Genomic DNA, 13,938 nt, shown 5'->3' with positions numbered 1-13,938 from the left:
CTCAAACAGGCCCTCGACATTCAAATGCAGTGGCTGGCTTTGACCGGCGCCGTGGCTGACGATCCCAATCGCCCCACGTTGAAGAGGCCCAACTGATCACCTTTGTCAGCCGCCATTTGATAACAGGCTAACGCTCGAGACATATCCTTCGTTCCCCACTCGCCTGCTTCAAAGGTAGAAGCCAGATAATTCATCGCGTCTGTGGAGCCCATGGTAATCGCTCGAATAACCTGCTCTTCTGCCTGCTTGGGATGAAGGCAAGGGCCGTTATAGTCGGTGGAGTTTCCCGAACAAAGAAACGTCGCATAGCCCATCGCACCCTTTGGTATTTTCGAAGCCGCTTTGAACAAAGCCTCAACCTTAGGGGTTTCCAACTGAGATGCCATTTGCGAAAGACTCAGGCTTGCCGCCGACAGGCTCGCCTGTGCATCACCCGACTCTGCAGCACACACAAAATTTTCCAGCGACGCTTCAATCAGCTCCGCAGTCAGCCGGTATTGCTCAAGAGACCCCAGCCCACCCAACGCTTCTGCACGCTGATAACAAAAGTTTTCGGCGCGGCTCATTCCCGGGTTATCCGTTGCGACAAGATCCTTCTCGCTGACCGACCAATCCTCAATCCCCTCAAGCACCCAACATGCCTGACGAGAGAAGTTGAAGATCTTGATATTGCTGTTACCCGCCCGTTTATCCACAACGTTGACGTGACTGTCATCGACCTCTTCGATCTCGACTCCAGGTGTCTTGCCGGGTGTGATTGCAGCCATCAGCGGATAGGTGAACGTTGTTCCACTAACACCCGAGGTCGAAGGCTCAAAGGTGCTTCGATCCTTCCCAGCTACCGGTTTCAACACCAGCGACTTGACCGTCATCGCAGTGAGACGGCGTTGCGATGCACTGTTGGCGGAAAACGCTGTCAGGAAAGGAGCGAACTCCTCCGAGGGGCAAGCGTCATTGGTCGGTGCCGTCGAAGCCCTCTTGTCGAATGCAAGAGCAGGGGCGATCTTGTCCAGATACGCCGAGCGCTCGCGACTCATTCTCGCGATGCACGAGTTAACGGCGACCACATGCGCCGGCATCCCCGTTTCGATCTCGAATGCCTCCAAAGGGCAGTTCGCATCGCGCAACTTCAACCACGCTCGCTGCGACTCTTTAACCTTCGCAGCGTACTCCGCACCCAACGCCGGATCTGCTCGATAGTCAGACTCAAGTCGCGACATCAACTGCTTGTAGCTGACATTCAACTGCGCATCGGCAGCCTTCTTCGCCGCCTCCGAGCAGGGCACCATTTCCAGACTTGAGGTGGCATGGCTGCAGTCGTCCTGCGCATAAGCAGCTGAAGCCGGCAGTAGCACGGCCAGCAGGGTAAAAACAAAACGGTTCACTGTGTTCATCCTTGAGTCATTCAGGCTTTGCGTTTGGCAAATGGAACACGTACGGCTTGATGGTGCGTATGCCGCCAGGATCGAGGCTTCCCTGGCGCTGTCATTTCGCCCGCTCAGCAACGCGTGCGGGTATTTTGCCGGCCTTACCTTCCGCGATCATAGCGTCAGCGTATTTTTTGTAATACTCCGCAGCCTCGGAAGTTTCTTTCAAATTCCACAAAGAGTCCGCGATATTGAGCATCAGCACAGTCCGCTTACCAACTACTTCGATTTCCCGATAAATCCTAAGTGCGGACGAATCATCACCTGCTTGTGCTAGATAGAAACCGACATTGTTCAAGGCTTGGACGTTCTTACTGGCCGGGTAGCAACTCATATAAGATTCGATCCCCATGAATAGTTGGTCTTTTACAGCAAGTCCTTTCGCAGACGCATTATTAATCGATTCCACTGACTTTATTAGGTTGCTAGGAGAAATCGTTTCCAAGTTCGGCACAATCACCTCTCCCCCATCAGTCAACCAATTTCCTCCTTTCCAACTTCCAGAACACGCTTCAGCGGAGCGTGACAAAAGTACGCAACCAGTATCCATTGAAACCATATCGCAATAATTATTCTCGGTGGCGACCACCTCTTGCCCATTGCTCAACTCTCCAAATACAGTTCGCTGAACCAACGCATATTTTTTGCTGGGTGAAAGAGAATCAGAGTTAATACCTACGCCAACTGAAGTTTTGTTCCCATTATCGTATAAATCATAGCTGTTGTTCATCTTGGAGAAGGTAGCGCGCTTCCATACAGCGGTACCTTGATCCCAAGAAGAAAACTTGAGCATCGCACCATCGGCACTCGTCAAACTCGAATCTGCGGCATTACAAAAAGATCCAATTGAAAAAATTAGACATGTACCTATAAAAAGTTTTGCCTTTAACATTTTCAAAGCCCTGCCTTTAAGTGATTATAACGGAGAGATGGATTCGTCATTCTTCTGTTATTACCATACAAATCGAGAACCTTCCGCTCATTCGCGCCGTGCGCCGCTCCCCAGGTATCAATATTCCTACTTACCGCCGGATTCTGGGAGAAAAACGTGTCGAGCGCTGCACCTAAATCATCCTTGACAAAGGCGGGCCTATTTATATCATGATCAAGTACTACAGCTTTTCCTAAAGGAGACTTAAATAACTTTTTGGCACTAAAGCTGTACCCCGCGGGCACTTTACTCAATGCAGCATGCAGCCTATCAATAAAATCCATTATTTGTATTTCCACGTATAGCGGGCTTGCAATTGCACACGCCATCGCAGAAACCGGTTGGCAATCAATTACCTTGCCAAAGGTCGCTTCATTACATCCAAGTTGCAGATTTTCTTTTAGCGCCTGTTTTTCCAATTTAGCGCCGTTAGCTCGAGCCTCCCCCTGATAATATAATTGCGGGGATACGCCAGCTTCATCTAATTTCCAGCCTTTAGATTCAAAAAATTCTACATATGCATCTGGATATTGATCCTTGAATTTTTTAATTTGATCTGGCAGCTCACCCCCACCGGTGACTTTCATTGTTTTCTGCATCGCTCCCGCAGTGATCACTTCACTGTCATAACACTGTACCCCATTGATTTTTGCTTCATTCCCCGACATGACAACAATGATTTTCTTTTCATCCGCTGTAATCCTCCCCGCAGATACTAGCTCATCCCATTGAGGAGCACTGCCTAACTCTTTATCACCGGTATGTAGTGGGCCATAATGGGTCATAGTGCTAGAATTCCAACGAGTCACTTTAACAATAGCATTGCACTCGCAGATTTTTTTAGCGGTCATATTTTTTATGAATTCAACCGGATGAAAATGCCAAACCACATCTAAACTAACAGCGGCCTTACCAGACAGCTCACTCCAAAAAACATATTTGCTTATCCGTTCTTTTTCGTGCTTCAACGTTTTTGGAGATGCTTCTAGTAATTTATCCAACTTACTCCACTTAACCGACTCCGCCTTGTCCTTCCACTCAGTTGGATGGTGAGCAATGAGCTTCGCCCAGTGATCTCTCATATCAACATTTTTCAATGCCTCAGAGAGTTCATTGCGATCAACATCCCCGTCGTGGTTTTTATCAATTTTGACGAAAAGATCTTTGAAGAACTGAGGCATGTCTTGAGGGTCGAGGAATCCATCGGCAACGGTGTTTGTTTCTTCCACGATCTGAAAACCCAATTTCTCCCAGTCGTGCTGAGTGATGAGCGTTGCGCCAGATTTTTTAACAAGTCCCTTTAACGGTTGATCGTCTTCCACCACACTGACGTCATACCAGCTTTCATCGCCTTCCTTGATCACGGGAGCCTTACTTAAATCAACAACATGCTCCTTTTTGACCGGAATACTACCGGTAGCAGGCGCCTTTTTCTTGAGCTCAGCTCCTGCCAAAAGATGCAGATATTGTTTACCTATCTTCAAATCAGCAGCGTTTTGAAGAAAATTTTTTACGTCGACATCAGCAGTGAATATCTCGACATGAACCTGATACTTATTGGTTACGCCGCCATCTTCGCCTGTGAGGTTTTCTGTCAGCCCTAAGTATCCGATCGGATCACCTGCCTTGATACCGGTACTTGCAGGCTCTACAGAATCGAATCTACTCGGGATTACATCCCAGGCAACATATTCGTTTTCCACAATCGCCCAGAAGCTGGGAGGAAGGCTTCCATCCCCAGCCAAGCTACCGCTGCTCGTACATTTCGCCATTCGACGAATTGTCCCTGCAACATTGAGGTTCAGTACCTCTTTGCTTTCAAATTCCACCGAACTTTGAGGGTTAAGTTGCAGCGAGCCAATCTTATCACCGGCATTCTGCCCATTTTGGGCAGAGATAGGACCCTGATAAAGATCCAATCTTGTCAACGCGGTTCCTTTCACCTTACCTTGCCAATATTTTGGCTTTAAACGCTCCGGGATCGGGTCTGCCAGCCATATACGTGCGGGTTTGGAGTTTTTGTAGGGTTCTCCGTCTTTCAAGTATGCGAACCAGACCTCCTTGCCAGCCTCGCGAACTTTGTGACCGTTCTTTTTAACGCTACCTGAAAGAATTTTCCCTTTCGCATAGGTAACGTTGCCTAGGGCCTTTTGATCCAGTATTTCAAGTTTGGTCCCCGCAACGAGCTTGCCAACGTTCTGAACGCTACTGGATTCAGGGAAATCGTCGTAAGCGTTGAAGTCACTTACCTTCATGGTCACTTGAGGCTTCGGAGTTTCTCCCTCAGTCAGCGGATAACGCTTGAAGGGCAGAAGGTGCATGTACAAGCTGTAGAAATTCAGCTTGTTTTGCTTGCCTTTATTCGGTCCTTCTTCTGGGTTTGGCGCAGATTTGTACTCATGTCGCACCAAACAAAACGAGTTGGAATACTGCAGTTTTTTCTCATTTTCGCCGAACGTAGATTCTAGATAGTCTTCGTTAAGCCGATAGGCCACAACCTCGCCGTCAGCCATGCAGCGGATCGGTTCGTTCAAGATGCATTGAGGGGCACTGGCATTGCTAATGTGAATACCACCATGCCAGAACTTATTACTGCCCAAGAGATAGTGGCCCGATGTTTCTTTTTCTAGCGCTTTATATATTTCGTCGGCGCTCTCGAATTGCTTCCCGTCCGCCTTTCTGAACGGGTAGTGAAAACTCATGAGCGGTGATCCTGCCGGAGCCGGGGTCGCTGCAGGCGCCGGAGCAGGAGCAGGCGTCGGTTGCGCACCGCTCCTATACTCCGCCTTAGGCCGGAGGTACTTGTTTGGCATCGGCCAATAGCCGCTGCCCTCACCGTACTTTGCGGACTTTGGCCCGGTCGAACTCTGTGAGCCAAAAAAATTCCCCTTGACCCGGTTAGCGTCCATGTCCTCGATCACACCGGTATGGTGCATAGCTGTCCATAGCGCGATATCACCCGGCTGAACGCTGTTAAGGGCAATGAACTCGAAATGCGTGGTGTCTGTCGCAAGTTGACTTGTAGTGCGGTAGGGGATGTCATACCCCGCATCACGGAGCATTAGGTTTAGTAAGTGAGAACAATCAATTTCCTTCCGACCGTTACCGTTTTCGTCCGCAGATCCGCCCTTACCATAGCCGTATTCGTATCCGCTGTAAGGGTATTTGGCGCGCTGTTCAAGTAGTCCCGTGCTCATTGATAGCATCCTGCTTTAAAGGCAATGAATTGAATTATTTGCGGTAATGCCTTGGGTGCTTAGTCGTTCGACGCCTCTAGCACCTGCCTCATTGCCTTTCTTGTCGGCCTCCTGGTAACACGCCATCGCCCGAGCCAAATCACTAGGGATGATTGCGCCGGCTTCATAGGCGCCGCCTAGTTGAATCAATGCACTCGAGGAACCGAGCCGGGCAGAGCTTACAAGAGCCCCCAATGACTTTTCTGGATTTACACAGGCTCGCTTCTCTTCGTAATTGCCTTCATCGCAATAGAAGTCAGCAAGGGCAATCCCTGCTTCAGGTACGCTCTTGGCAGCTGACTCCAGTAGTTGAAGGATCTTTACGTTTTCCAACCGTGGAGCTTGACCTGAAAGGCTGATCCCCGCCGCTGCAAAAGCAGCCTCTGCGGAGCCGTGGTCTGCCCCATGTAAATAACTATTCAGAGCAGAAATGTACAATTGACTGGAAGAAGAGGACTCGGTATCGATACCCAACTGGTTATACATCGCCCCTCTTTTTAGTGCGCGCTCACCCGGTGAAGCCTTTAAGTTCGGGTATTGAGCATCAATTACAGCCTCAAGCGACCAGTCTTCAGCACGGGTCAATACCCAACAGTCGTTATGTTTGAAAGTGAAGATATTCAGCACTTCACCATTGTGATCGCGAACAACTAAATGGTTCGGCAGTTGGACTTGTATGCTTAACCCGGACTTCGCGATGTTATCGGGAGCAAGCATCACCAACGATTGAAGGTCCAACAACCTCGAATTTCGCTCCACCACTCGCGGCTTTGACTCGGTGGAGACTACCTTTTGCTCGATCACGGGCGAGGCGATAAACGCTTGCTGGACCTCAGGCTTGGACGAGAACTCTTTTACGAAATCTGGGAAGTTGTCACTCGGGCATTGCACGGTGCTCGATTGCGCCGCAAAGGCTCCTGAACACAACCCGAACGCTAGCAGCGCCAGACATTGCAGCTTGAATTGACGCACTCGATTGTTCTTTGTCATCACGACACTCATCACTCAGAAAACACAAAAAAAGCCTTCGGCTTAACCTTCTCAGGCGGTGCATTCAACAACGCCTGATCCATCAAACTCCCCGCCTTATCCTTATCCGCCGCCCCCGGCAGCACCGGCGGTTTTATCCCGATCCCGGTGCCGGAACCAGCCGAGCCACCCGCATTGATCTTGATCACCGGCCCAACCACCGTCACTCCACCGCCATCGAGCTTGATAAAGCTCCCACCCCCAAGAATGGTCAGCTCTGTCCCCGCCTCAATAACAATCTTGTCCCCAGCCTTGAGGTGAATCTCTTTCCCCACACTGGTGAGCTGCGCAGTCCCCAGCTTCACATGCTGGTTCTGCCCAATCGTCAGGTGATCATCCAGCTTCGCTTCAACCTTGCGGTCGGAAATCGTCGTGCGATGTTCTTCGGCCTTGAGCTCGGTGTAGCTGTTCTTCTCCACCGTGTCATGACGTTCATTGCCGACCCGAATCTTCTGGTCATGCTCGACGTTTTCATCCCAATCCCGCTGGGCATGGATGTAGATCTGCTCGGCACCTTTCTTGTCTTCAATGCGCAGTTCGTTGTAACCACCGCCACCCGGTGAGCTAAGCGTTTTGAACACGCTGCGAGTCTTGTTCGCCGGCAGTGCATACGGCACCGGGTTTTCCTTGTGGTACAGGCAACCGGTCACCAGCGGTTGGTCAGGGTCGCCTTCAAGGAAGGTGACGAGGACTTCCATGCCGATGCGCGGGATGGAGATGGCGCCGTAGCGGTCGCCGGCCCAGGAGCTGGAGACGCGTAGCCAGCAGCTGGTTTTGTCGTCGGCGAGGCCTTCGCGGTCCCAGTGGAACTGGACTTTGATGCGGCCGTATTGGTCGCAGTGGATTTCTTCGCCTTTGGGGCCGGTGACCATGGCGGTCTGGCTGCCGAGCACTCGCGGTTTCGGGTGTTCGAGGGCCGGGCGGTAGAACACGTCCCACGGGGTGGCGAGGAAGCGGTTGCGGTAGCCCTGGTGGAAGTCGTCTTTTTCGTCGGTGGTGTCGCTGGTCACGCCTTCTTCGAGGACTTGCGGTTGCTTGCCTTCGTGGAAGATTTCGGTGAGCAGCCACAGGTCGTTCCACTCGCTGCGCGGGTGGTCGGACATTTCCATGAAGTGGCCGCTGACCAGTCTGGTCTGGTCGCCGCGACCTTCGGCCTGGCGGTAGTCGGCGCGGTGGCGTTCGAGGGCGCGCTGGCTGAGGAACTTGCCACGCGCGCGGTCGATGAAGCGGCCGGGGTAGTCGTAGTCTTCGAGATCCGGTTCAGTGCTGTCGCTGTCTGGTCTGCTCTCTGGTTTAAACGCAGCCTCCATTCGCAGGCGCGGTTTTTCGAAGTCGTAGTCGCGGCGCGTGGTGCGCGTGGTGCGGGTTTCCAGGCGCAGTTTGAAGGCTTTGATTACCGGCTCGTCCGCGACCATGCCGCTGCCCTGCACGTAGGCGGTTGGCTGCCCTAGGTTCTGGAACACGGTCTGGTCGTCGCCGAACACCAGCAGATGGGCTTTTTCGCTGTGCTGGAAGTGATAGTGGATGCCCTCTTCTTCGCACAGGCGCTGGACAAAGTGCAGGTCGGTTTCGTCGTACTGCACGCAGTAGTCGCGATCCGGGCACGGCTCGCTGAGCTGGAAGCTGTAGGCGTTGCTCTTGATGCCGTGTTCTTCGAGGATCAGCGCGATGATTTTCGGTGCGGACATCTGCTGGTAGATGCGCTGGTTGGTGCGGTGATGCAGGTATTGCAGTTGCGGCACGATCGAGACTTTGTAGCGGGTCAGGCGCTTGCCGGCATCGCCCTGGGCGACGCGGTAGATCTGCCCGTGAATTCCTGAGCCCTGTGGATCGAATGCGAGAAACGCTTGCTTGTGCAGCAGTTGCTCGAGATCCAGATCCGGGTTTTCGCTGACCAGTTCGAGGTCGAAGCGAAACGCCTGGCTGATGCCTTCGGTGCCGGTGAACGACAGCACTTGCAGGTCGCCGACGTAGTCTTCGACCTTGAGGCTGAAGTGGGTTTCGTTAGCTGAGTTGAACATCGTGTGCTCCCTGTTCGAATGTCATCCGTTACGCCCGAAGTCGCAGACGTTGCAGCCAGGACGAAGTGGCGCCCAAGGCGTCACGCAATTGTGCGGCAGTGATGTTGCGCTCTGCCGGGTTGAAGCTCAGCGCGGTCTGCAGCGCTGACCAGCCGTGTTTCGCTAGGTTTTTCGGCGCGTGCAGTTCGCGCTCCAGGTGCTCGTCGCGGGCCTGGGTCGAGGGCAAACGGCGGAACGGGTGTTTGCCGCTCGCCAGTTCATAGATCACGCAGGCCACGCCGTACACGTCCGCGCTGGCCGACAACGGTTGGCCCTCAAGCAGTTCGGGGGCGGCGTAGCCCGGGGTCCAGGCGTTGAAGCGCTCGCGGCTCAGGTGCGGCAGGCCGGGCAAGGTGCCCTCCTCTGCCTGTCCCAGACCGAAGTCGAACAGGCGCAGGCCGTCTTCGCTGAGCATGACGTTGCTCGGTTTCAGGTCACCGTGCAGCACGCCGCGACGGTGGGCGTAGGCCAACGTGTCGAGCAGCGGCAGGACGATGTCGCGCAGTTCTTTCCACGGCAAGCCGAGGGGCCGCTCGCAGAGCAATTTGTCCAGGGTCAGGCCACGCATGTATTCCATGGTGATGAAGGCCCGCTGGCAGTCGGTGTCGACTTCAAAGGTGTGCGCACGCACGACGTTGTCGTGGCGCAGGCGCCGGGTCAGGGCGAACTCGCTGTAGAGCAAGGCACTGGCGTCCGGCGATTCGGCAAATTCTTCGCTGAGGATTTTCAGCGCAATGTAAGGGTCGGGATCGCCGAACTGTTCGTGCAGCAGATCCCGCGCCCGGTAAACGGCGCCCATGCCACCGGCCCCGAGCAGACGCTCGAGGTGGTAGCGACCGGCGAGTACATCCGGCAGCGCACCGATGCTGGCCTTGGTCGGCGCCAGCAACGGTTCGGCCTTGTTGCCCTTGGCGAAAGCGAAGTAGGTCAGGTTGTTGGCCTGCTCTTCGCTGATCAGCAAGTCATCGATGGGCGATTCGAGTTCACTCATTGGCGGATCACCACGGCAGTCAGGTTGTCCCGCGCAGCGCCTCGCAGAGCGCCGTCGAACAAACGTTCCAGCGCCACGTGCGGCGCGCTGAGGCTGAGGGCGTTGCCGAGGGCATCGCTGCTCAGGCCCTGATACAAACCATCGCTGCAGAGCAAAAACACATCGCCCGGATAGACCTCGAGTTCGAGCACATCCAGGGTCAGCGTTTCAGCGGCACCGACGGCTCGGGTCAAGGCCTGAGCCGCCGGGTGCGCTGCCGCCTGTTCGACGCTCATTTGCTGCTCGTCGATCAACTGCTGTTGCAGCGAATGGTCCTTGGACAGCTGATACAAACGCTGTCCACGCCACATATAGCAACGGCTATCACCGGCCCAGATGCAGGCCGCGCGGTTGCCTTCCACCAGCAGCGCGACGACGGTGCTGCCCATGATGCTGTCGTGACGCCCGGCAGTGACGGTCAACTCTTGCCCCAGTCGCCGGTTCAGCCAGTGCAGGCACTGGCGGATGGCTTTGAGGCGTTCGTCGAAATCCTCGTGTTGCGGCAACTCAGCCAGGCTGGCGACGATCAACTGGCTGGCGATGTCGCCACCCTGATGACCGCCCATGCCGTCCGCGACCACCCACAGCCCATGCTGCGGGGAATCGAGGAAGGCATCTTCGTTGCGCGCCCGCACCTTGCCCGGGTCGGTACGCGCCGCGCTGCGCCAGGGACTGGCCACCAGCATCAGAGCTGCACCGGCATACGGAAGGTGCGCAGCACGCCCATGTCGAACGGGTTCGGCGTGCGCTGGCTGGTCAGCAGATAGTTGGCGCGCAGGCCGCCCACGTCCGCTTTCAGCACCAGCACGTCGCGACCGTTCAGGTACTCGGTCTGCATCAGGTCGAACAGACGGAACAGCGACCATGGGCCGGAGTTCTTCTCGATACCGATCGGACGCCCGGCCATCTTGTCCATGACCAGGCTGGTGCGACCGTCTTCAGCATCGGTCGGCCACTTGAAGGTCATTGGCAGGATCGGGCCGTGACGGTATTCCATGGTCTTGTCGCCGAACTTGAATTCGGAACGGCTGACCGCCGGATCGAGGGTGTACGGCTCGAGCTTGAACTGCACGGTCGGCTCAGCCGGGTTGATCGAGAAGAAGCTCTGGCGAATGGTCTGCGCCGCCGCCATCTGATCAAGGTAAACCTTCGATACCGGCAGGCTGTGACCATCGACGCTGCGCATGCGGTAGTTGCCCGGATCGCCACTGACGAACGGACGCATGTAGCTGTCGAAGAAACGGTCGACGGTACCCTGAGCGCGGAAGAACTCGCGGAAATCGCTGATCGCCACGTCGCTGGTGCTGCTGGCGCTGAACGGATAACGCTTGCTGATGGTTTTGCCATACACGCTGTACAGCTCGTTCTGATAACGGCCGTTCAGGTATTGATAGGCATCGTTGAGCACCAGACGCCACGAGTCCTCGGCCAGCACGTTGAACCACACGCTGAGCGGACGCGGCAGACGACCGGAGGCATTGCGCAGGTTGGTCAGCGCATCACGCTGGCCGCTCATGCGCGTCTTCGCCATCTCGAATGCGGCTTGCTCCGGCGTGCTGGAACGGGCCAGACCGGCCAATTGCAGTTGCAGGTCGTTGAGCGCGCTGAACGCTGGCGTCAGGTCAGCGCCCGGGCCGTTGTTGTCATCCAGCAAACGATGCAGCGGTTCGAAGCGGCGTTGCAGGGATTTCTTCGCGGTGTCCGGCAGGTTCTTCGCCACGTTCAGCGCCGAAGCCTTGTCGGCAGCAGCCGCGGCGAGCTTGCCGACCTTGCCCAGTTTGCCTTTCTGCCCGGCCAGCGCATCGGCGGCTTCGCCGGCTTCGTCGACCGGATCAACCGCCGCTTCGAAGCGGGTGTTTTCACGCACTTCGGTGAGCAACGCGAGGACCGGCGAGTTGGCCGAAGTCAGGCCCGCCAGTTGCTCGGCGCCTTCGCCGGCGTCGCTAATCGGTGGCAGCGCGACCTGGCCAACGGCTTCGCTCCAGTAGTTGGCGTAGTCGCGGAAGTACAGCTGCTCGAGCTCGACCATCAGGCGACGCAAGTCCATGTCGCTGATGCCCGCGCCTTCGCCCAGCACCCAGTTGTCACGCAGGATATCGGTGACCAGCGCCGCGCCCTGCACCGAGAAATACTGCTGATAACCCTGTTGGGTGTAGAAACCCGGGATCACGTATTCGGTGCCGATGAACAGCGAGCCCTGCGGGCCGAGGTGTTGGCTGAAGCGGTAGTCCGGCAGGTTGCGCGCCTGCTCGCGGAGCATGCGATACACAACGTTGGCCAGAGATTCGCTGCGCAGGACCTGACGCGCCTGCGTCACCAACTGATCGTTCAGCGGGTAGATGAACGGCTGCTTGAGCAAGCGCTCGAGGTGAGTGTTCAGACCGTTCTGCACAGCGGTGTTGCCGGTGTAGCGCTGCGACCAGTCAGTGGCGACCCAGTCCTTGAGCCACGCCGCGTCGCGACGATCCTTCATGTTCAACATCAGGTACGCGCGCAGGCTGTTGAGCAGGCGATCGCGGTCCTTCATATTGGCGCGGATCTGCCCTTCCAGCATGCTCGCCACCCGGGGCAGCAACTGCGCTTCAAGTTCACGCTCGTAGGCGGTTTTCACCACCGGGTTGATCTCTTCGCCCTGATACAGGCCGCCACGCTCGTGGTACGACACGTCGCCCTTGCTCGGGAACACCTGGGTCGCGGCGTAGCTGGTGTCGAGGACTTTCAGCACGCCCATGGCGTCATCGCGCGGCGTTACGGCCGAGCGTTGCTGGGTCCAGTTCTGTGCCAGCGTGCGCAGGTTTTCCAGACGCTCGTAGTTGGCCGAGAAACCACCGGCCCAGAGCATGCCGAACAGGGCCAGTGCCGCCAGTGCACCGACGTACAGCGCGCGCTGGCCCCAATGAATGCGGCTGCGCTCGCGCTTGTCCAGACCGGCCAGATCGGCCTCGGGGAAAATCACCTGGCTGAGCAAGTGGTGGATGAACCGCGAACGGCCACTGCGCAGGGTCGGCAGCACACCGGCGTTCATGCCGAGGCTGGCGCCGATGCCGGCGGTGGTCGAATCCATTTCCTGGGTCAGGTGCGGCGCGCTGGTCAGGTAGAAACCGCGCAGTTGCGTGGCACGCTGATAACGGTTGCCGGTGAACGCCATGTCGACGAACAGGCACAGGCGCTCGCCGATCTGTCCCAACTGATGCGGGAAATCGAGGATGCGCCCACGGCGCTGAGTATCGCGCTCGGAGTGCATGCGCATGATCACTTGGCTGTTCAAGCGGCGCAGCAACTCTTCGAACTCGTTGCGCAGAACCGCGACGTCGGTGCCGACCTGATCCTTGCGGAAACTGGTGCCGAGCACTTGATCGCTTTCTTCGCGGGTCAGTTGATCGAAGAATTCGTCGAAGCCGAGGAGCTTGTCAGCCTTGCTCAGGACCAGATACACCGGCACGTCGACGTGCAGTTTCTGATGCACATCCTGCAAACGACTGCGCACCTGGCGCGCGAGGGTGTCGATGTCCTGCTCGCTGCCGCCGGTGAGGGTTTCCACCGGAATGGTCACCAGCACGCCGTTCAACGGACGGCCACGACGACGCTTGCGCAGCAGCTCCAGCAGCGTGGTCCAGGCGTTGCCGTCAACTTCCGCGTCCGGCTGAGTCGTGTAGCGCCCGGCGGTGTCGATCAGCACACCATGGTCGGCGAAATACCAGTCGCAATGACGGGTGCCGAGAGTGTCGCGAGTGAGCTTGCGGTCGATCTTGTTGATCGGGAATTCCAGACCGGAAAAGTCCAGCAGGCTGGTCTTGCCCGAGGCCTGCGGGCCAATCAGCAGGTACCACGGCAAGTCACTGCGCCAGCGCTCGCTGCGACCGCGATACAGGCTCGACGTCTTCAGGGTTTTCAGCGCGTCCTTGAAACGCGCCTTCAACTCTTTCTGCTCTTCGTCGATCAGCTCTTCGCGGCGAATACGGTCCTGGCCGTCCTCGCTTTCTTCCTCGGCTTTCTTGCGGATACCGGCGCGCCAGCTGACGAAGACCATGGTCAGGCCCCAGATCAGGAACAGCACGCTGATGGTCAGCAGGCGCGAGGTCGCGCTTTCCCAGAACTTGTAATCATCGACCGCCAACAACGGGCCGACGAACCACACCAGCAGCGCCACGAACAGCACCAGCAACAAGGTCCAGACCCAGGTCTGGCGCAGGAAGGCGCCGACTTTCTTAAAAAACTTTTTCAT

8 protein-coding genes are annotated in these 13,938 nt (G+C 56.2%); all 8 read right to left on the bottom strand.

Features of this window, described 5'->3' with window-relative positions:
* Window positions 1–20: 20 nt before the first annotated feature.
* The 8 genes from QRN33_RS07775 to tssM all read right to left on the bottom strand — a co-directional run bounded on the left by QRN33_RS07775 (window position 21) and on the right by tssM (window position 13,938).
* Window positions 21–1,385: a lysozyme inhibitor LprI family protein gene (locus QRN33_RS07775; protein ID WP_285407877.1), complete on the bottom strand. Its 1,365-nt coding sequence runs from the start codon at window positions 1,383–1,385 to the stop codon at window positions 21–23.
* A gap of 100 nt (window positions 1,386–1,485) precedes the next feature.
* Window positions 1,486–2,319 (bottom strand): tetratricopeptide repeat protein, encoded by an 834-nt coding sequence (locus tag QRN33_RS07770; RefSeq protein WP_285407875.1) that lies wholly within the window; start codon window positions 2,317–2,319, stop codon window positions 1,486–1,488.
* Between the two features lie 2 nt (window positions 2,320–2,321).
* On the bottom strand, window positions 2,322–5,555 hold the full coding sequence (locus QRN33_RS07765) for an EF-hand domain-containing protein (protein WP_285407873.1): 3,234 nt from the start codon (window positions 5,553–5,555) through the stop codon (window positions 2,322–2,324).
* Window positions 5,556–5,570: 15 nt separating this feature from the next.
* Window positions 5,571–6,584: an SEL1-like repeat protein gene (locus QRN33_RS07760; protein WP_285407871.1), complete on the bottom strand. Its 1,014-nt coding sequence runs from the start codon at window positions 6,582–6,584 to the stop codon at window positions 5,571–5,573.
* 11 nt (window positions 6,585–6,595) lie between these two features.
* Complete coding sequence (locus tag QRN33_RS07755; RefSeq protein WP_285407869.1) at window positions 6,596–8,644, bottom strand: type VI secretion system Vgr family protein; 2,049 nt, start codon at window positions 8,642–8,644, stop codon at window positions 6,596–6,598.
* A gap of 28 nt (window positions 8,645–8,672) precedes the next feature.
* Window positions 8,673–9,674 (bottom strand): serine/threonine-protein kinase, encoded by a 1,002-nt coding sequence (locus tag QRN33_RS07750; RefSeq protein WP_186630717.1) that lies wholly within the window; start codon window positions 9,672–9,674, stop codon window positions 8,673–8,675.
* A complete protein-coding gene (locus QRN33_RS07745) occupies window positions 9,671–10,399 on the bottom strand; it encodes a PP2C family protein-serine/threonine phosphatase (protein ID WP_042608097.1) in 729 nt (242 codons plus the stop codon). The genes QRN33_RS07750 and QRN33_RS07745 overlap by 4 nt, the downstream gene beginning before the upstream one ends.
* A complete protein-coding gene (gene tssM, locus QRN33_RS07740) occupies window positions 10,399–13,938 on the bottom strand; it encodes a type VI secretion system membrane subunit TssM (RefSeq protein WP_258639740.1) in 3,540 nt (1,179 codons plus the stop codon). The genes QRN33_RS07745 and tssM overlap by 1 nt, the downstream gene beginning before the upstream one ends.

The organism is Pseudomonas sp. FR229a, from assembly GCF_030209115.1.
Classification (GTDB): domain Bacteria; phylum Pseudomonadota; class Gammaproteobacteria; order Pseudomonadales; family Pseudomonadaceae; genus Aquipseudomonas; species Aquipseudomonas moraviensis_A.
Note: the sequence above shows the minus strand (reverse complement) of the source record. Positions and strands in the feature narration are given on the sequence as shown.